We start from the raw sequence: 19,678 nt of genomic DNA on the forward strand, positions 1-19,678 counted from the left end.
ATCAGCGCTTGTGCGAACGCCCAGTAACCCTGAGTGAACCCTGACCGACGGGGATGTGTCTGTAGCATCGAGAACGGAAGTTTCCTCAAGGGGATTGCAGTTTTCGAAGGGATTCGGGCGATGAGCGGGACGTTCTTCACGGTGGGGCACTCGAACCGTTCACTCGAGGAGTTCCTGGAGCTGCTCGAGGAGAACGCGGTGGGCCTAGTCGTCGATGTGCGCCGCCTGCCGGGCTCGTCGAAGCACCCGCAGTTCGACGAGGACGCGCTGGGTGAGGCGCTGCGCGAGGTGGGCGTGGAGATGGTCCGCTCCCCCGGCCTCACCGGCAGGCGGCCGGTGAGCAAGACGATCCCGTTCGAGGTCAACGCGTGGTGGCAGAACCGCAGCTTCCACAACTACGCGGACCACGCGCTGTCGGAGGAGTTCCGCGACGCGCTGGAGGAGCTGCGGTCGTGGGGCTCGGAGAAGCGCGTGGCCGTGATGTGTGCGGAGGCGGTGTGGTGGCGGTGCCACCGGCGGATCATCGCGGACCAGCTGCTGGCTCGCGGGGAGGACGTTCAGCACATCATGGGGCCGGGTCAGACGATGGACGCGGAGCTGAGCAAGGGTGCGGTGGTGGACGAGGCCGACGGCGACACGGGCGCGGCCCGGGTCACCTATCCGGCAGCGGAGTGACGGTCTGGGGCCGACAGTTTCCGGCTGCACCTCGGCTACCATCGTCCGATGGCCTACGAACTCGAATCCTCCACCACCGTGCCTGCCACACCCATGGCGGCCTACTCCCTGGTCAGCGATGTCACACGGACAGGAGAGTGGAGCGAGCAGACCCATCTCGTGGAGTGGAGCGGTGAAGAGCGCGGCGAGGGGGCGACGTTCACGGGCCACAATCGGACTCCCGACCGGCAGTGGACGACGGTGTCGACCGTCGTGACCGACGCTCCCGGCGAAGAATTTTCCTGGTCGGTCGGTGATGCCCAGGTCATCTGGGGCTACCGGATGCGTCCAGCTGCCGACGGGACGACGCTCACCCTGTTCACGCAGTTCGGACCCCGAGCAGAAGAGGTCTTCGCGCAGAGGTTCGGAGACGACGCAGCGGAGCAGATCGAGATTCGGCGGCAGGCCGCCGTCGACGGTATGCCGTTGACGCTGTCGCGGATCCGCGCGCTGCTGACTGACTGATCGCTGGCCCCGTCATCGACGATTTCGATACCGCACAAGGAAGATCCACGCGACGCTAGCGGGAATCGCGAAGACCAGGTACCCCCACGCCCCGGATTCGTCCTGATTGAACGCCACGAAGAACACGATCCAGAACCCCACCGCGATGAGGAATGAGCCCACCGTCGCCACCGTGACGAGCACGCCGATGGGGTCAGTCGCCACCTTCACGAGGATTGCAATGCAGATCACTACGGCGACTATCAGGAGAAGAGCTGGCATCGAGCATTCCGTCCGGTCAGGTATGAGTCACCTCACACCCTAACCATGCACGAGCGCACCAGCATGGTGTCCCGTTCTCTCGACGTCGCTCCGGACAGGCTCGTCGGCACACAACTGCCATCGTCGCCGTGGCATTCTTCACCGTGGTGATGCTCACCAAATTCGTCAGAACTGAGGCGGGATCACTCCAGCACGGCTGACCGCGCCCGGCAGACCGAGCGCCCTGCACCCCTCAGACGGCGCCCCGCCCGCGCAGCGCATCGATCTGATCGGCACTGAGCCCCAGCTCCGCGAGGATGCCCGCTGTGTGCTGCCCGACAGCCGGGACTGGGTCCATCCTCGGCTCTGACCAGGTGAATGCCGGCGGACGCAGTGACGGCACCGCACCTGCAGGCGTCTGGACCTCGCGCCATCTGTTCCGAGCGGCCAGCTGCGGATGCTGCCACAGCGATTCCATGTCGTTGAGCCGCGCATGCGCCAGAGGGACCGCATCGAGGAGGACTTCCGCCTCATGCGCGCTCAGCTCCGCGAAACGGCCCGCGATCCGCTCCCCCAGCACGTCACGGTGCTCATTGCGCGCGGAGTTCGTCACGAAGCGGGGATCCTCCGCGATCGTCGGATCGCCCAGGAACACTGCGCAGAAGTTCTTCCACTCCCGCTCGTTCTGCACCGCCATCATCACCGTCGCGCCGTCACCCGCGGTGAACGGCCCGTACGGGTAGATCGTCGCGTGCGCTGCACCTGCGCGCGGAGGAGGCTCAGCCCCGTCATAGCTGTAGTACAGGGGAAAGCCCATCCACTCGACCGTCGCTTCGAGCATCGACACGTCCAGATGGCTCCCCTCGCCGGTGCGACCGCGCTGCAGCAGGGCGGCGAGCACGGACGAGTACGCGTACATGCCGGCGGCGATGTCGGAGATGGAGATCCCCACCTTCGCCGGATCCTCGGGGCTGCCGGTCACCGACAGCACCCCGGCCTCGCTCTGCACCATGAGGTCGTACGCCTTCATGCGCTCGTACGGCCCACCGGTGCCGTAGCCGGAGATGTCGCAGACGATCAGCCCCGGGTGCTGGGGATTCAGCTCCGCGAAGGCGAGCCCCAGACGCTCTGCCGCGCCCGGCGCAAGGTTCTGCACGAGGACATCGGCGGACTCCAGCAGCGACGCGAGGACCTCGCGGCCGTCCGGGTCCTTGAGGTCGAGCGTCAGCGACTCCTTGTTCCGATTCGTCCACACGAAGTGACTGCTCTGGCCCTCCACCCGAGTGTCGTAGCCCCGCGCGAAGTCTCCCACGCCGGGTCGTTCGACCTTGATCACGCGTGCGCCGAGGTCGGCCAGGTGGCGGGTGGCGAGCGGTGCCGCGATCGCCTGCTCGAGCGAGACGACGGTGATTCCTTCGAGCGGAAGCATGCTGTGCCGGTCCAATCAGTCGGAGACGGAAGAGGTCATCGGTAGACATTCTCGCCTACCGTGGAGTGCAGGACCCACGAAGCACATCGAGTGCTCACGCCGATGGAGGCAGTCATGGCAGACATCACGGACACCGCCCGCACGTTCGCAGCCGCTCACGAGTCGGGAGACCTCCTCGTCCTCCCCACTGTCTGGGACGCATGGTCGGCACGACTGGCCGAATCCGCCGGATTCCCCGGGCTCACGATCGGCAGCCACCCGGTGGGTGACGCGCTGGGGCCGGGCGACGGCGAGGCGATGGACTTCGCCGACTACATGGCGGCGACCCGACGCATCGTCGACGCGGTCGAGCTCCCCGTCAGCGTCGACGTCGAATCCGGCTACGGGCTCACGCCCCGGGAGCTGGTGGAGCGCGTGCTGGACGCCGGCGCGGTCGGCATCAACGTGGAGGACACCGTCAGGCGTGAGAACGGACGGATGCGGGAGCGGGACGAGCACGCCGACTACATCGCCGGTGCGCGGCAGGCCGCCGATGCGGCCGGAGTCGACCTCGTCATCAACGGCCGCACCGATGCGCTGGTCCACGGCACTGCGCTGTTCGAGGACCCCCTCGCCGAGGCCGTCGCTCGCGTCGCGCTGCTGGAGAAGGCGGGTGCTCGCAGCGTCTACCCCGTGGGGCTGCCCGACGGTGACGCGGCGAAGGCCGTCGTCGCAGCAGTGAGCGTCCCGGTCAATGTCACGGCGCACCCCGTCAACGGGGCGAAGGCCGGGAGCCTCGAGGAGCTGCGCGCGATCGGTGTGCGCCGCATCAGCTTCGGACCGCTGTGGCAGGCGGCGCTGGCGGAGACGAGTGCCGAGCAGCTCGCAGCGTGGAAGGGCTGACACGCGAGCGCGCTGTCCCTGACTGCTGAATGAGGTGTGCCCCGGTCCATCTGGACCGGGGCACACGACGTTCTGCTGGAAACGGAGCAGATGTCACGCGGAGCGGACGACGGGGTTCGAACCCGCGACCTTCTGCTTGGGAAGCAGATGCTCTACCAGCTGAGCTACGTCCGCGAACGAAGATCACTATACCCCGTCCCCGCGGGGACGCGTGCGTCGGTCCCGACGGTTCAGTTCTTCGGGTTGTTCCTGCCGGCCTCGCGGGCTTCACGTGCCGAGGCGACGTCGTCTACGACGCGGGCGATGTGCCGCAGACTCGTGATGAGCGAGCCGTACAGTGGCCACGATTGTGTCGGAAGGTCCGAGTCGTCGGACAGGTCCGCAGACAGCCGCACCAACCGGTCGTCGATGGGCGCGACCTCGCGATCGGGGTCTGCGACCGCATGTCCGATGTCGTGCATGATGGCCACCCACCGCTCGCGGAACCGCCTGTCCCAGTCGCCCGGGGCGTAGGACGCCTCGCGCAACGTGCGCACGAGGTGCCGCTGATGCGAGATCCCCTCATCCACACGGCGGAGGATCTCGGCGTAGTCCGCCTGCTGGTCCCTCTGGTGCTTCTTCCCCCTCAGCCGTGGGTTCGCGCGACGGCTCTCATCCGCGTCGCGGACCGACTGCCACGCCGAGCGAAGGTCCTCGCGCATCGCGTCGATCTCGCGGCTCCATTCGTCGTCCGCGTCCGTGGACCACGACGATTCGAGCTCGTCGGCCATCATGATGAACACGTTCCCCATGCGCCGGTTGATGTGGTCGACGTATCGGGCCGCCTGCTTATCGCGCAGCGGCGGGAGCAGCAGCAGATTGACGGCCATCCCGACGGCCGCGCCCACAGCGACCTCGATGATCCGATCCCACAGCATCGGCTGCTGCTCGGAGAACCCGTCGCCCAGGACGAACACCGCAGTCGTCGCGATCGCCACACCCTCATTGCGAATCGCGGGGATCCGCGCGGCGACCAGTCCCACGAGGATCGCCAGGGCGAAAGTCCACACAGCGACGCCCAGATACTGCCCGATCAGGAAGGAGACTCCCACACCCGCCCACGAAGCGACGGTCGACTGCGCCCCGCGCCACAGGGACTGATAGACGGTGGGATAGACGGTCAGCAGCGCGACCCACGGCGCGAGGAAGGGCATCGCGGAATCCAGGACGTGCACGGCCAGCCACCAAGCCACCGTCGCGGCGACGACCGTCTTGACGATCTGCAGCACATCGGTGGTGAACTCAGGGCTGGTCACGGCCTCCCTCAGGCGGCGCTGCCATCGTGCCCCTGTTGGACCTGTCGCTTCTGTCGGGCCTGTCGCCTCTTTCGGGCCTGTCGCCTCGTCACGAGGTCGTCCGGTCATTCCAACCTCCTCGTTCAGCGTCTTCGACCGAACCATCGTCTCAATGATCCTCTGCAGCAGCGCCATCCGCGCCGACCGCGGATCGTCCGTCCGACTCAGCGGCCTCCGGTAGCGTAGTCCCCGCCCACCCCACGCAGCACCGTCCCTCGCACCACTGCAGGAGCCGCACGATGAGCGAAGATCGCCCCCTCGGCGACGAGGCCTCCCCCTCCGACCCCACGGAAGCGGCAGACGAGAAGCCGATGGAGGAGGAAGAGGAGAATCCCTGGGCGGCGATCAAGCCGTGGGAGGGGAAGTCCGCTCGACTGGACAAGGTCCTGCTCGTCCTCATCATCGGCGTTCCCTTCATCTATCTGGGTCTCATGCCGTTCCGGCCGTGGATGCTCGTCAACGCTCCCGTGCTGCAGGAGTTCATCAACGGTGCCAAGACGGCGGTCGTGGCGGGTGCGGCGTATGCGCGTGTGGGCGAGATCCCGCTGTGGCTGGTCGTCTTCGCGGGCTTCATCGGCATGGCGAAGCTCGACTGGGCGTTCTGGCTCGCCGGCCGCAGATGGGGCGATGGAATTCTGCGGCTCTTCGCGCAGAACGAGCGCCAGCGCAAGCGCGTCGAGCAGCTCAAGCGGATCCCCAGCTGGGCGCTGTTCCTCATGACCGTCGTCGCTCGCTGCCCGGGAGTCCCCGGCACCCTCGTCTACCTGGTCGCCGGATGGACGCGCATGCGCCTGGCGCCCTTCCTGATCGCAGATCTGCTGGGCTGCCTCATCTTCACCCTCATCTGGACGACTCTGGGCTACCAGCTGGGCGAGGCCGCCGTGGACATACTCGGAGTCATCGACAAGTACGCGTTGTGGCTGACCCTCGCGATCATCGTGGGCATCTTCGTGTGGACCTTCGCCAAAGAGTGGCGCAAGCAGCAGAAGGCGGCATAGAGGGGCTGAACCGCCGCACCCACCAGCGACTACGGGGTACTGGCGGTACGATGTCCGCGGTAGCGACCACATCGTCCCCAGCAGTCAGAGTCCGAACCTCGAGGAACTGTTTTGACCACCCCACTCAACCGTTCCACCACCAAACTGCCTGCCATCGCGCTGGCGGCCGTCGCATCGGTGGTGTTCTGGTCGCTCAAGCCGATCTTCATCTCGATGATCGGCGACCGCGGGGACTACGCGGAGGTGTACGTCGCGTCCGGCACGATCGCTGTGGCCGTCAGCATCATCGCATCCTGCATCTGCTGGAAGTACACCCGCGCCCTGCTGCGTTCGGGTCCCCATCTGTACAAGGCGATCGGATGGGCGAGCATCTCAGGCCTGTTCCTGGCCATGTGGTACTACGGGTTCTACCGGGCCCTCTACGGCGCGGCCAAAGCAGACGCCACGATCATCGCATTCGTCTGGCCGCTGATCGCCACAGTCGCCATCAGGTTCATCACCCCGGATACAGCAGCGAAGCTGAAGCCGAACCAATGGCTGCTGGTCATCGCCTCGTTCGTGGGGGCCGTGGCCATCGGCATCGCCAATTACGGGGTCGGTCAAGCAGGCGGGGGCTCCCCCGAAATCGTCTGGGCCTTCGTCGCCGCGCTGGGCAGCGGCCTGTATCTTCCGTTCGCGTTCAAAGCGACCACCCAGATCGAGCAGGCGATCCCGTCCAAGCCCTTCGCCACCTTCTATTCCATCTCGATCGCCAACGCGGTGGCCCTGGCCGCGGTCCTGCTGTCGCTGAAGGCCGCCGATCATCCCCTGCGCTTCTATGCCTTCGACACGCAGGTGCTGTTCATCTGCGCGCTCATCGGAATCGGCACCTACCTCATCGCCGAGGTGACCTGGACGTGGGCTTTCCAGGAGTACAGATCGCTGACGCTATCGTCACTGCCGTACTTCTCCCCGGCGGTTTCAGTCATCCTGCTGCACATCTTCTTCGACGAACCGGTGCGACCGATCGCCATCGTCGGCCTCGTGCTCATCCTGTTCTCCAACCTCACCCTCCATGCGAACCAGAAGTCGACCAATGCGCTCAGCCTCACGCTGATCGCGACGGTCTATGTCGCGTTGGCGTCCCAGATCCTTCCCCTCGATGGGCTCGGCGCGATCCCTGAGATGGCTGCGGCTCTGACCGGCCTCTTCGCCATCCTCGCGGGCTTCATCCTGTCCCGGGCGTCCGAACGGCGGACCCAAGAGGTCGACGCACGGGCTGTCCTGGTGCGGAAGCTCATCACGGCCGATCCCACTGCCGACCATGCCCTCGCCGATCAGCTGCTGTGCGATCTGCTCGAGTTCGAGTTCAGTGAGACACGCGAAGAGAAGGAGCGCTATCTGGCGAAGATCCGCGCTGCGCTGTCGGATGAACGGATCACTGATGAGGATCGACGCAACGAGGCGAAGGATGCGCTGAGTACGTGGCATGCGATGCACAGCGACCGGCTGTCGACCGGTGAGACAGCCGCACTGTGGCTGACCGGCATCGGCAGTGTGATCTTCGTGCTCCTGCTGCGCGACGCATCCCCGTTCGGCGCAGCAGGGTCGATCATCTTCGCGGCCGGCGCTTTCCTGGCCATCTTCACCATCCGTGACTACGACCAGAACAACCTGCATGGGTTCCGCAACCAGGTCCGCCGACTGCAGCAGGGGTTCGCAGAGATCGGCAGGCCGTACTACGTCCCTGCAGAAGTCGTGCGGTCGGGATATATCTCGCCCACGACCTTCGCAGCCGATGACCGCGTCCGGTACGGGCGGACCAGCGGCGAAGACACACCAGTGACCATCCCCAAGCGCAGAGTGTTCAACTCCGTCTACCTGGGAACTGCGGCCCTCGTCATCCTGTCAGTCCTTCTGCTTCCGGTCTCCTCGCTGACCTCCGACGGATCGACTGCCACTGCAGCACCGCGCCCCGGCGAAGAGGCGGCTGCAGTAGACGATGAGAAGCAGGGGTCGATCGTCATCGCCGATCCGGGGTGGAAGGCTGCGACGGTGACCGCTGAGATCATCAGACTGGCCCTGGAGGAGAAGGGGATCTCTGCCAGCGTGGAACCGGTCGATCAGACTGATCTGAGTGCTGACCTCATTGCCGAGGACCCCACGTTCCACGTGCACCCGGACCTGTGGGTGGAGAATCAGCCGCTCGCACTCCAAGAGGCGGTCGAAAGCGACCAGCTTCGGCTGAATGCGGAGCCCTTTACGGCTTCGCAGGGGATCTATGTTCTCGACAATGATGAGACGAAGAAGGCGGTGACCTCCCTCGACGCACTCTCTGATCCGGCCGCCGCCAAGCTGTTCGACACTGATGGAGATGGCGACGGCGAGTTCTGGCTGGGAGCGCGCGGGTGGGTCTCGACAGAGAACCTGAAGGACTGGGTGGACTCGGAGGGCTTCTCGAACGTCGAGCACGAGGAGTACTCGGAGACGATCTTCAAGGCGAAGCTCGAGCAGCTCGCTCCTTCCGATCAGCCTGCGATCTTCTACGATTACGTCCCCGACGGACTGCACGAGAAGTACGACCTGCGCAGACTCGGTGACGTGCCCGGAGAAGAGTCGAGTGACGAGGTCACCGTGCACGTCGCGCGAACCGCGGAGGTCCGGGAGATCTCGACGACCGCCGACAGGATCCTTCAGAACTTCAGCTTCTCCGCTGAGGACATGAACTCCTTCATCGCTCAGAGCGACGAAGGGACTGACCCGGAGGTCATCGCACAGAAGTGGGTGGAGTCCAACCAGGACGTGATCAACCAGTGGGCTGACTCTGCCGCTGACTAGGTGTTGTCCGGCGCGACAGTGTGATCCCGGGTCACGGGCGGAAGGACAGGTCGTTCTCCCGAACAGGCGGACCCGCTGTCAGCGGCGGCGCATTCTGGCCCACAGCCTGCGGGCCTTCTCCTGATTCTGCGGTTTGGCGGCCTCACGACGGACAGCGCGGATCGCTGTGCCGGCTACTCGGCCTCTGATGAGTCGTCCCAGAATTCCCATGATCACCCTCATTCGCATCGATGTGGGTTGCCACTATCGCAGACGGAGTCGGCAATCAGCTGAGTCGCGGCGCTCCGACGCATCCGGGCTTCAGACCGGACCCGGCCAATCGCACTGGCTGAACCAGCCACTGCCACCGCACGATGTGCAGGTCCGACCAGCGGGGGTCCACGCAGGAGGAGATCCGCAGGGCTCGGCACGCGTACTACGCGGCGGTCGCCTACATCGACGATCACGTGGGGCGGATCCGTGAGCGGCTGGAGGAGTTGGGACTGGCGGAGAACACGGTCGTGGTGGTGACGAGCGATCACGGGGACATGCTGGGTGAGAAGGGGCTCTGGTACAAGATGTCGCCGTACGAGCAGTCGGCGAGGGTGCCGCTGATCGTGTGGGGGCCGGAGGGGCTGGTGCCGCGCGGGCGGTTCGCGAATCCGGTGAGCCTGCTGGATCTGGGGGCGACGATGATGGAGTTGGCAGAGGCTGGTCCGGCTGGCAGCAGTGAGGCGGGCGACGGCCTGGCCCGCGGTTCGGCTCGCCGTGGCCAGGCGGGCGACGAGGCCACGACCGCGCGCGAGGTAGCTGTCGCCGAAGGAAGGACCGGACTGTCGCTGTTCGAGTCGATGCGGCGGGAGTCCGCGGGCACGACCGGGCCGGACGATCGTGACGTCGTCATCGAGTACCTGGCCGAGGGGACTCTCCGACCGCAGGTGACACTGGTGCGCGGTCGCTACAAGTTCGTCCTGTGCCCGGGTGATCCGGATCAGCTCTTCGACCTGGAAGCAGATCCGGACGAGCTGACGAACCGGTCCGCCGACCCGGAGTATGCCGAGGTCGCCGACCGGATACGGACCGAGCTGCAGGGCCGCTACGACCTGGGCGCCCTCGAGTCGGACGTACTGGCGAGCCAAGACCGACGCCGGCTGGTGGTCGAGGCGCTGCAGACCGGGGTGTCGCGCCCGTGGGACTTCGCGCCGGAGCCGCAGCAGCGATACGTGCGTGGGGACTTCTGGGGAGCGCTCGAATACGGGCGGATCAAGGATGGGTCGCGGTGACTGTCAGCTCTGACCGGTCGACGTCCGATTCCGTGCGAATCGTGCTGCTCGCTCCACGTACCAATCGAGGACTGCGGAGTCTTCAGCAGTCGTCCGATTCACACCGTGCGGATCAGCACCCTGGAAGATCCGCTTGACCGGGACCTCCATGAGCTTTCCCGTCCGAGTGCGCGGGACACCGGGAGCTTCGATGATGTCATCCGGCACATAGCGGGGGGACACACGCGACCGGATCCGCGCGACGATCCTCTCCTTCTGCTCCTCGGAGACGGGAGCCCCCGGCTCCGGCACGACGAACAGCGGCATGTAGTAGTCGCCTCCCTCAAGTTCGGCCCCGATCACCATGGACGCTGCGACCCCCGGCACGTCGTCGACGACCTGACAGATGTCGGCAGACCCCATGCGGATTCCACCGCGGTTGATGGTCGAATCCGACCTGCCGTGGATGACCCACCCGCCGTCGGTGATCCGGGTCGCCCAGTCCCCCTGCCTCCACAGCCCGTCGAAGGACGAGAAGTACTCGCCCCGATACCTGCTTCCGTCGGGGTCATTCCAGAACTTCACCGGCATAGTGGGAAGCGGTGCGGCGATGACGAGCTCACCGACGTCGTCGCTGAGCGCCGCGCCTTCGGCATCGACAGTCCGTGCATCCACACCCAAGTACGGGCTCTGCAGCTCGCCGCGGTAGACGGCGTCCAGAGGATTCGCCCCCAGGATCCCGGAGGCGATGTCCGTGCCCCCTGAGTCAGAGGTCAGGCGCACGTCCGACTTCACCTGCTCGTACACCCACTCCCACGTCGAATCCGGCAGTGGCGACCCACTCGAGAAGATGGATCGCAGGAAGCGGAGCGGGTAGTGCTCCTTCGGAGAGATCCCGGACTTCTCGACGAGTGTGAGGACTGCAGCTCCCGACCCGAAGAACTCGACGTCCTCCGCGTCACAGATCTCCAGCTGCCGGGCAGCGGTTCCGAAGACGGGAGAGCCGTCGTAGGTGATGATCGTCGCGCCGCGCATCATGGAATCGACCAGCAGATTCCACATCACCCAGGTCGTGGAAACGGCGAAGTACACGCGTGTGCCAGGACGGATGTCATAGTGGAAGGCATTGGCCTTGTTCGCCTCCAGCACGATGCCGCCGTGCGAGTGCACGATGCCCTTCGGCTTGCCGGTCGTCCCCGACGAATACAGCACCCACAGGGGATGCGAGAACTCCACGGCTTCGAACGTCGGTGTTCGCGGCTCGCTCACGATCTGTGAGTACCTGGCAGTCGACACGTTCACGCCAGCGATCTCTGCATCGGGAGCGACGTGAGAGTCGACGAGGATGTGGTGCTCGACGGTCGGCAGAACGTCGAGGAGCTCATGCAGGCGCTCCAGCTGATTCTTGTATGTGCCGTTGAACTCGTACCCATCGACCGTGAGCAGGACTGTGGGCTCGATCTGCGCGAAGCGATCCGCTACACCCTGCGCACCGAAGTCGGTGTTGACCACGGACCAGACTGCTCCGACAGAGGCCGTGGCCAGGAGAGCGACGACGGTCTCGGGGATGCTCGGCAGCACAGCGCACACGGTATCTCCGGGACGGACGCCCACTGCACGCAGGTGGTGGGCGAGCGCACCGACCCTGCCTTCGAGGTCCTTCCAGGTGACTGACGTGCGCGGTGACGTCTCATGGAGACCGACGATGGCCTCGGCGTCGGCGAACTGGTCAGCCCAGCGCAGGATGTTCTCCGCGAAGTTCACCCGCGCCCCGGGGAACCACGTCGTGGCCGCGATGTCGTCGCCCTCGCGGACCGGTCCGTCTCCTCGCTCACCGACGATCTGGAAGTACTCCCAGACCGATTCCCAGAACGCGTCGATGTTCTCCACGCTCCAGGTGTGAAGCTGACCGTACGTCTCAGAGGTGATGCCACGAGTGGCTTCGAGCCATCGCTGGTACTGGCGGAGTTCCGACTGGTCGATGCGGTCGGCGGACGGCTCCCAGAGCTTCACACGATCCGACATGGATGGCTCCTTTCTGAAGGCTGCTGGGTCACCAGCCGAGGACGGGGACGAGGAGGAAGATGGTTCCGCAGATGAGGAACAGCACCACCATGGCGGTCATGCAGTAGCCCCAGATGTCTTTGAGGCCCAGGCCGGAGAGTCCCAGAGCCGGAAGGACGAAGAACGGCTGCAGGAGGTTCGTCGTCATGTCACCCACGGAGATCGCGTTGACCACCGTCGCCGGACTGATGTCCATGCCGCCGGTCGCCTCGAGCATCACCGGCCCCTGCACCTGCCACTGGCCGCCGGCGGACGGGACGAAGATGTTCACGATCATGGCGGCGACGTAGGCGAAGAACGGGAACGTCACCTCCGTGGCGATCGAGCCGAACCACTCGCCGATCATGACGATGAGGCCGGCTCCTCCCATCATGCCGATGATGCCCGCGTAGAAGGGGAACTGCAGCACGATGCCCGACGCCGCGGGGATCCCGTCCGTGATGCACTTCGCGTACTTCGCGGGACTGCCGTGCAGTGCCATCCCGACGATCAGGAAGACGAAGTTGATGATGTTGAGCTCGAGGTTGAAGCCCTGTGCGGCGAAATACAGGATGATTCCGACGAGACCGACGATCACGATCAGGTAGTTGATGATCCTGCTGTTGTTGATCCGCTCGGAGACTGTGGTCTTCTCCGCAGTGACAGTGTTGCCGGTCTCCTCGGCACCGAGTGCGCGAGAGGCGGGGGCCGGCTGACCGGTAGTCACATCGGAGGCCCGTGCATCGCCCGTGTCCGACCCTGCGAAGGCCACGACCTCCTCCACCTTCGGAGCCATGAGCATGAAGGTGATGAGTACACCGATGAACCCGAAGAGCGCAGCACTGATCATCGTGGGGCTGAAGAGGGTCTCCGTCACCGGGATCAGGCCGATCTGCTCTTCCAGCGAGTGGCCGGGGGTGTTCACCAGGAGTGGCGCGGTGAGTGCCAGGGAGACCGGCTGAGTGGCGATGACCGCGGCGTACGCGGCGGCGACGAGGAGCCTGAAGTCCGCTGCACGGACCCGCCGTGCGATCTCGATCGCCACGAGGGTGCCGCCTACGAATCCCAGACCCCAGCTGACGAAGCCCATGACGGCCGCCACGACCATGGTCATGACGAGTGCTGCCAGCTGGGTCTTCGGGATGCTCGCGAAGTGCGACAGGAGACGATTGACCAAAGGGGCCTTGGCCAAGGCGTAGCCGGTCACGAGGACGACGACCATCTGCATGCTGAACTCGAGGAACGCCCAGAACCCGCCGTACCAGTGGTTCGCCATGTCGGGCAGTGACTGTCCGCCCAGCATCATGCCGAGCGCGACGGTGATGAGGGTGAGGATGAGAGCGAAGAGGAATGCGTTCGGCAAGAACTTCTCAACGAAGATGTTGAGTGAGCGCGAGACTGCGCGCATGGGATTGCTCCTTTGCAAAGTGGAGACCACGGCGCGCCGCTTCGGATGCAGGCTGCGACCGCTCAGTCAGTACTCGGCCATTCTTCTGCATCCGCGCGCACAGGCCCTTGGGCTCGAGACAGAATCTGCCCGCGTGTCGTTTGTAGCCGAGTACAAAGACTACCGGTCGAGTCCTGCCGTCCCGTCCGCCGCAGCGGTGCCTTCGGACCTGGCACGTGCCTCGAACATCCACTCCAGAGACACCACCGTCTCCGTGTCACCGAGTCGCGCACCGGTGATCTCTTCGAAGCGTGCGATCCGGTACCGAAGGGTGTTCTGGTGGCAGTGCAGGGCAGCGGCGGCGGCACGGAACGAGCGGTTGTGCAGCAGGACCTGCCGGACACTGGTGAGGATCATCGCGGCATTCGCGGCAGACGCCTCCAGCGGCTCCACGAACCGCTTCTCGAAGTGCCGGGTGACCGGGCCTTCGGGCTCGACGGATACTCGCCACCCCGATTCGGCGATGTCGTGGTTTCCTGATGCCAGCGCGACCGACGTCGCGGCCACCCGCTGGGCAGACGCGAACGAAGCGGAGATGTCCTCCAACGCCGATTCGTGGCCGTAGGAGATGGACAGCGCCGGAAGGACAGTGAACTCCTGTGCACAGACGCCGACGATCGTGCTGCCGCGGATCACGCCCAGGCCCTGGTGACCGATCAGCTGCGACTCCAGCATCACCATCAGCGCGTAGAGGTCGTGGTCCGCCTCCGTTGTGAGCCGCGCGATGAAAGCTCGGTAGGCGATGCCTTCGCGCAGGTGGAAGCGCAGCCGTGCTTCCGTCAAGGCCGGTTCATCGATGGTCCCCGATCGCAGTCGCTCGATGAAATCCATCTTCAGTTCGTGATTGCGTGTGTCGAACTGGAGGCGATGCTGCCGATACACCTCGGCCAGCTGCGCGGTGTACACGTCCGTCACCGCCCAGATCCTCCGATATGCGTCGACCCCGCCCTGTGGAGAGCCGTGGTGCTCGGCGAGGAGGTCGGTGAGCTGGTCGGCGATGAGGCCGATGCTGAACCTGTAGGAACGGATCAGGTCGTCGATCGGCACCCCTGCCTCGAACCGTCGACGTGCGATCTGGGCGTAGGAGCGAAGCGGACCCTCTGCAGGATTCACCTCGCCCTGGACCGCAGTCACGCACATGTCGATGTTCTGGCGGAATGACCGTGCCAGCAGGTCGTCGGAGACGGATGCATACGTGGGGTACACGGCGCGCACGTGCTCGATGACGCGGGCGAGCAGATCGGGCTCGGCTTCGAACAGATCCCGCACCACGTCCGGCCACGGCTCTGCACTCGTCGCGTCGGTCTCACGTTTCCGCACCATCATGGGATTCTGCCATGAACCGCAGGGCGGTACCGGGAGGTACGTGGCGAGCGCTTCGAACGCCTCGGCGGCTGCACGCTGACCCGAGCGGACCGACTCGTCCATGCACTGGTCACTGACTGCTCAACTCACTGACTGCTTCAACGGCCGCTTCTGCTCAACGACCGCTTCTGCCGACCTTCCGCATCGAAGTTCTCCGGCTCCAGCCACGCTTCGAACGTGTCCCGCATCCGCGGCCACTCACCGTCGATGATGGAGAACCACGCAGTGTCCCGACTGCGCCCCTTGTAGACCACTGCCTGGCGGAACGTGCCCTCATAGGTGAAGCCCAAGCGTGCTGCCGCCCTGCGTGACGGTTCATTGAGACTGTCGCACTTCCACTCATAGCGACGGCAGCCGAGCTCGTCGAAGACGTACTGCATCACGAGGTACTGCGCCTCTGTGGCAATCGGCGTCCGCTGCACCCTGCGCGAGTACATGATGTTGCCGATCTCGACGACGCCGTTCGCCGGGTCCTGCCGCATGAGCGACGCGGTCCCCAGCGCGTCGCCGGACTTACTGTCGATGACGACGTAGAAGCGCGGATCAGTGCTGGCCGCAGCGCCCTCCGCCCATTCCCGGTATGCCTCACGCGTGTCGAACGGACCCACCGACATATACGTCCAGTCCCCCGGATCCGTCTTCGCGAACTCGGCGAACAGCTGGTCCGCATGACGTGCGGGATCGAGTGGCTCGATGCGGCAGTACCGTCCCTCCAGGGTCACAGGCCCGGGACGGCTCGCAGGCGCCCACTCAGGCAGTGGGGGCCCGATGGGGCGTCCGTACTCGTCTGCGCGAGGCTCTGCTGCCGGCATGGTGCACTCCTTCCCTCGGGTATGCGATCCCGCATAGTCCGCCCCCAAATATTCCACGAATCCACCGCGGCGAGGAGACCCGACTGCGCGCAGGTCTCTTCCCACACGCACCCGTCATGTCGTCATATGACGTTTCGTGTTCATAGATTGCACGCTGTCGCGTGGGTCACGTTCGCATTCCCTAGCGTGCAGACAAGAGCCGACGTGGCACGATTCGAGACGATTGGACCCATCATGGCTGCAGCGCTGACACAGACCGCACCGACCCACGGCACACTGACGGACCAGTTCGTCGCCGCCTTCCGCAATCACCCGGCGGGCGTCGCCCTGGTCACTGCCGATCCCGGCGACGGGCCTGTCGCGATGACGGCTACATCGGTGTGCTCAGTCGACGCGAACCCTCCCACCGTCGCGTTCTCCGCCTCCGGCCGCGCCTCGAGCACCCCTGCTCTGCTGCGCTCCTCCGCCGTGGTCGTCCACCTGCTGAGCGCCCATCAGGTCCACCTCGCGAAGCTCGGCGCCACCAGCGGGATCGACCGCTTCGCCGACACCAGCCTCTGGGACCGCCTGCCCACCGGCGAGGTCGTCTTCCGCGACGCCGCAGCCTGGATCCGCGGTCGGGTCATCGGAACGCTGCCGGCCAAGGGCGCCACTCTCTTCATGGTCGAAGGCGACGAGATCGGTGGACAGCACGCGGATCCGCAGAGGGACACCGAGCCCCCGCTCGTCTACCACAGCCGCGCCTGGCACACCCTCGGTTCCACGACGCAGCTTTCCGAGTAGGACGCCGAAGGGGGCCTCTGCACCGACTGAGGCCCCCTTCCGCACAACTGCGCCTACTTCCCCGTCCACTCCATCGGAGTCTTCGACAGGAACGCCTCCACGGCCGCAGCGAAGTCCTCGCTGCCATAGACCGCAGACACGACGTCCGCGTCGTCGACCTCTCCCCCGGCCTGCAGCCGCCGCAGGTTCTCCTTGATCGACCACTGCGTCAGCGGCGCCCCACCAGCGACACGCTCCACGAGCGTCTCCGCAGCCTCATCCAGGTCCTCAGCGACGTCCGTGAGGAATCCGCTCAGCAGCGCCTCCTGCGCATCGACGCGTCGCGCGGTCAGCAGCATCGACGCCGTCCGAGGCTCCCCGAACGCCCGCACCAGCCTCCGCAGAGTGTTCGCCGACAGTGTGTTGCCCAGCGTCTTCGCGATCGGCACGGAGAACGACGCATTCGGCGACGCCACACGGACATCTGCGCAGCTGGCGATCCCCAGTCCCCCGCCCACGCAGTGACCGTCGATCACCGCGATGACCGGCTTGTCCACGGCCGCCAACGTGCCCAGCACTTCGTCGATCTTCTTCTCGTACTCGATGCCGTCCTCGCCGGTGAAGCCCCGGAACTGGGCGATGTCTGTCCCGGCGACGAACGCCCGCCCACCGGCCCCGCGCAGGACCAGCACTCGCAGCGCGGCATCAGCATCCACGCGCTCACACGCCTCGGCCAGTCCCTGGTACATCTCGAATGTCATCGCGTTGCGCGCTTCGGGACGGTTGAACGTCACGTGGAGCGCGGCGCCGCGGACCTCCGTGAGCAGGTGGTCGGTCATCCTCAGTCCTCTTTCGAATCGGCAGTCTTCCCAGCGATCTCCGCCAGCACCCGATCGGTGTCCGCGCCCAGTGCGGGACCGGCATTGCCCTGCGTCATCGCGGACCTGGAGAATCGCATCGGGTTCCCCAGCTGCGCCACCTCCCCCAGCTCCGGATGCTGCGACGTCCAGACGTAGTCCCGCGCCTTCAGGTGCTCGTCGGTGAAGACCTGCGCGTAGTCGTTGATCGGAGCGACCGGAACACCCACACGGTTCATCTCCTCGACGACCTCGTCGACGGTCCGCTCCCGGAACCGGTCCTCGATGACCGCGATGAGCGCCTCCCGGTTCTCCATCCGCAGTGCGGGCTCCTGAAACTTCGGGCGGTCCTGCAGATCAGCCAGATCAAACGCCTGGCAGAACCGCGTCCACGTCGCCGGCGTGTTCGCGCCGATCGTCACGTGGCCATCCTTCGCCATGACCGCCTGGTACGGCGCCTGCGCCTGGTGCGCGGAGCCGTTCGGACGATTCACCGCGCCCGTGCCGAAATAGCTGCCGGCTTCCCACACCGCCAGCGACACCGCCGATTCGAACAGAGACACGTCCAGGTACTGCCCCTGTCCCGATTCCTTCCGCTCGTACAACGCGGACACGATGCCCATCGCCATGTAGAGCGCTGTCGTCAGGTCGGCGATCGGGACGCCCACCTTCGCCGGTGGCTGGTCGGGGAACCCGGTGATGCTCATTAGTCCCGACCGCGCCTGCGCCATGATGTCGAGGCCGGCCAGTGGTGACAGCGGGCCGTCCTGGCCCCACCCCGACGCCGAGGCGTACACCAGTCCCGGGAACTCCTCCTTGAGGTCGTCGTAGCCGAAGCCCATCTTCTTCAGCGAACCGGGGCGCAGGTTCTCCACGAGGACATCGGCTTCGCTCAGCAGAGTGCGGAGCGAAGCGCGTCCGTCGTCGGACTTCAGGTCGAGGACAATCGATTCCTTGTTCCGGTTCAAGCGGATGAACGGGCTCGAGTGCCCGTCGATGAACGGTCCCGAGGCGCGCAGCGAGTCACCGCTGCCCGGCGTCTCGATCTTGATGACGCGCGCGCCCATGTCCGCGAGCTGCATCGTGGCGTAGGGGCCGGCGATGAAGACGCCGATCTCCAGAACGGTGATCCCGGATAGCGGCCCCGCCGAGGTGCCGGCCGAGTTGTCCCCCGTCGTCGCGTTCGAACCTGTTGAGTCGTCGGACATTCTCCACCTCACTGTGTGCTGCGCCACTGTCGATTGTCTACAATAGTCCAGCATCAGGTGCCACGCACACCCGGTACATCTCCCCCTGAGACAGTGCGGACGGCGGCGTGCAACGAGGAGGACCCATGACAGCAGGAGCACTCACCGGCGACTCCCTCATCGAGAGCCCCAGCCTGGCGGAGCTGGCAGCAGGCCGCATCAGCGAGCTCGTGTTCCGAGGCGAGCTCCGACCCGACGAGCGACTCGTCGAGGAGCATCTGTGCGAACGGCTGGGAGTCTCCCGCGCTCCCGTGCGCGAGGGGCTGCGGATCCTCGAGGGCTCCGGCCTCGTCGTGCGTCGCCCGCGCGCAGGCGTGCGCGTCGCCGGGCTCACTCAGAACGACGTGTTCGAGATCCTCACGTTCCGAGAGGGCCTGGAGCGGATGGCCGTCGAGCATCTCTACCGCTACACGGATGATGTGACCACAGTCGACACCTCACGTCTCGACGCAGCGCTGGCGCAGCTGGCCCACGAATTCGAAGACGGCGAAAATCAGTACGGACGCATCCAGGCCAGCTACGAGTTCCACACGGAGCTGGTCCGTCTCTGCGGGAATGCGCGGATCATCGCGAGCTACACCCAGATCACGATGCAGGTGAAGCTTTGCATGTCCCTCAACCTGCGGAAGCTCGCGGCAGAGGAGACTCCCGCTGAAAACGTCACTCGTCACCGAGATCTGCGTGCCGCGGTGCTCTCAGGCGATCTCACCGAGGCACTTCGAGCGATCGACGAGCACGGCCACGACTCCTTCGCCCACGAGTTCCTCGAGGGGCTCCCCGGCGCGACCGAGAACTCCGCACGATGGCTGGCCAGACGGAGTCGCACCCCTGTATAAGCTCACTACTCGCCGGGGACATCCCCTGTCCAACAGAATGACCTCCGCGCAGGCGAGAGAAAGCCCATATAGCGCTACCTTCGCCAACAGCCTGCCACCGAGTTCAACGCAAGCAGTATCACAGTGGCACTATTCGAGTATCGCACCTTGTGCGCGATATGATGACCCCGTCATCCGCATGGGCGCATC

General features: G+C 65.6%; 17 protein-coding genes and 1 tRNA gene. 8 read left to right on the top strand and 10 right to left on the bottom strand.

Annotated elements, in window-relative coordinates; all coding sequences use genetic code 11:
- The first annotated feature begins 120 nt into the window (after positions 1 to 120).
- A complete protein-coding gene (locus tag BSP109_RS11615) occupies positions 121 to 675 on the top strand; it encodes a DUF488 family protein (protein WP_101600783.1) in 555 nt (184 codons plus the stop codon).
- A gap of 48 nt (positions 676 to 723) precedes the next feature.
- Positions 724 to 1,179 carry an SRPBCC family protein gene (locus BSP109_RS11620; RefSeq protein ID WP_101600786.1) on the top strand — a complete coding sequence of 152 codons (456 nt, stop codon included), beginning with the start codon at positions 724 to 726 and terminating at the stop codon, positions 1,177 to 1,179.
- A gap of 12 nt (positions 1,180 to 1,191) precedes the next feature.
- On the opposite strand, the gene BSP109_RS11625 is transcribed toward BSP109_RS11620, so the two are convergent.
- Both BSP109_RS11625 and BSP109_RS11630 read right to left on the bottom strand, forming a co-directional pair.
- Positions 1,192 to 1,440 carry a hypothetical protein gene (locus BSP109_RS11625; RefSeq protein ID WP_101600788.1) on the bottom strand — a complete coding sequence of 83 codons (249 nt, stop codon included), beginning with the start codon at positions 1,438 to 1,440 and terminating at the stop codon, positions 1,192 to 1,194.
- A gap of 232 nt (positions 1,441 to 1,672) precedes the next feature.
- Complete coding sequence (locus BSP109_RS11630) at positions 1,673 to 2,848, bottom strand: CaiB/BaiF CoA-transferase family protein (RefSeq protein WP_101600790.1); 1,176 nt, start codon at positions 2,846 to 2,848, stop codon at positions 1,673 to 1,675.
- A 114-nt stretch (positions 2,849 to 2,962) separates the two neighbouring features.
- On the opposite strand from BSP109_RS11630, the gene BSP109_RS11635 reads away from it, so the two are divergent.
- A complete protein-coding gene (locus BSP109_RS11635) occupies positions 2,963 to 3,730 on the top strand; it encodes an isocitrate lyase/phosphoenolpyruvate mutase family protein (protein WP_101600841.1) in 768 nt (255 codons plus the stop codon).
- Positions 3,731 to 3,831: 101 nt separating this feature from the next.
- Here the strand turns inward: BSP109_RS11635 and BSP109_RS11640 are convergent.
- Positions 3,832 to 3,904 (bottom strand) — tRNA-Gly (locus BSP109_RS11640).
- A 56-nt stretch (positions 3,905 to 3,960) separates the two neighbouring features.
- Positions 3,961 to 5,025 (bottom strand): aromatic acid exporter family protein, encoded by a 1,065-nt coding sequence (locus BSP109_RS11645; RefSeq protein ID WP_257944670.1) that lies wholly within the window; start codon positions 5,023 to 5,025, stop codon positions 3,961 to 3,963.
- Between the two features lie 278 nt (positions 5,026 to 5,303).
- Here BSP109_RS11645 and BSP109_RS11650 point away from each other — a divergent pair, with 278 nt between their 5' ends.
- The 3 genes from BSP109_RS11650 to BSP109_RS11660 all read left to right on the top strand — a co-directional run bounded on the left by BSP109_RS11650 (position 5,304) and on the right by BSP109_RS11660 (position 10,141).
- Positions 5,304 to 6,062: a DedA family protein gene (locus BSP109_RS11650; protein WP_101600792.1), complete on the top strand. Its 759-nt coding sequence runs from the start codon at positions 5,304 to 5,306 to the stop codon at positions 6,060 to 6,062.
- A gap of 111 nt (positions 6,063 to 6,173) precedes the next feature.
- Entirely contained in the window at positions 6,174 to 8,879 is a 2,706-nt protein-coding gene (locus tag BSP109_RS11655; RefSeq protein WP_257944671.1) for a glycine betaine ABC transporter substrate-binding protein, read from the top strand.
- Between the two features lie 353 nt (positions 8,880 to 9,232).
- On the top strand, positions 9,233 to 10,141 hold the full coding sequence (locus BSP109_RS11660) for a sulfatase-like hydrolase/transferase (protein ID WP_101600794.1): 909 nt from the start codon (positions 9,233 to 9,235) through the stop codon (positions 10,139 to 10,141).
- A gap of 3 nt (positions 10,142 to 10,144) precedes the next feature.
- On the opposite strand, the gene BSP109_RS11665 is transcribed toward BSP109_RS11660, so the two are convergent.
- The 4 genes from BSP109_RS11665 to BSP109_RS11680 form a co-directional block, all read right to left on the bottom strand.
- Entirely contained in the window at positions 10,145 to 12,145 is a 2,001-nt protein-coding gene (locus BSP109_RS11665) for an acetoacetate--CoA ligase (protein WP_101600795.1), read from the bottom strand.
- Between the two features lie 28 nt (positions 12,146 to 12,173).
- Positions 12,174 to 13,571: a short-chain fatty acid transporter gene (locus tag BSP109_RS11670; RefSeq protein ID WP_101600797.1), complete on the bottom strand. Its 1,398-nt coding sequence runs from the start codon at positions 13,569 to 13,571 to the stop codon at positions 12,174 to 12,176.
- Positions 13,572 to 13,730: 159 nt separating this feature from the next.
- Positions 13,731 to 15,038 (bottom strand): helix-turn-helix domain-containing protein, encoded by a 1,308-nt coding sequence (locus BSP109_RS11675; RefSeq protein WP_101600798.1) that lies wholly within the window; start codon positions 15,036 to 15,038, stop codon positions 13,731 to 13,733.
- A gap of 35 nt (positions 15,039 to 15,073) precedes the next feature.
- Entirely contained in the window at positions 15,074 to 15,787 is a 714-nt protein-coding gene (locus BSP109_RS11680; protein ID WP_101600800.1) for a GNAT family N-acetyltransferase, read from the bottom strand.
- Positions 15,788 to 16,021: 234 nt separating this feature from the next.
- Between BSP109_RS11680 and BSP109_RS11685 the strand changes: the two genes are divergently transcribed.
- On the top strand, positions 16,022 to 16,570 hold the full coding sequence (locus tag BSP109_RS11685; RefSeq protein ID WP_101600802.1) for a flavin reductase family protein: 549 nt from the start codon (positions 16,022 to 16,024) through the stop codon (positions 16,568 to 16,570).
- A gap of 53 nt (positions 16,571 to 16,623) precedes the next feature.
- On the opposite strand, the gene BSP109_RS11690 is transcribed toward BSP109_RS11685, so the two are convergent.
- Both BSP109_RS11690 and BSP109_RS11695 read right to left on the bottom strand, forming a co-directional pair.
- Positions 16,624 to 17,388: an enoyl-CoA hydratase gene (locus BSP109_RS11690; protein ID WP_101600803.1), complete on the bottom strand. Its 765-nt coding sequence runs from the start codon at positions 17,386 to 17,388 to the stop codon at positions 16,624 to 16,626.
- Positions 17,389 to 17,390: 2 nt separating this feature from the next.
- Positions 17,391 to 18,614, bottom strand: coding sequence for a CaiB/BaiF CoA-transferase family protein (locus tag BSP109_RS11695; RefSeq protein WP_101600805.1), 1,224 nt, complete (start codon positions 18,612 to 18,614; stop codon positions 17,391 to 17,393).
- A gap of 125 nt (positions 18,615 to 18,739) precedes the next feature.
- On the opposite strand from BSP109_RS11695, the gene BSP109_RS11700 reads away from it, so the two are divergent.
- Positions 18,740 to 19,489, top strand: coding sequence for a GntR family transcriptional regulator (locus BSP109_RS11700; protein ID WP_101600807.1), 750 nt, complete (start codon positions 18,740 to 18,742; stop codon positions 19,487 to 19,489).
- The last annotated feature ends 189 nt before the right edge of the window (positions 19,490 to 19,678 follow it).

Origin of the sequence: Brevibacterium sp. Mu109 (assembly GCF_900169375.1) — a bacterium.
In the GTDB taxonomy this organism is placed as follows: Bacteria; Actinomycetota; Actinomycetes; order Actinomycetales; family Brevibacteriaceae; genus Brevibacterium; species Brevibacterium yomogidense_A.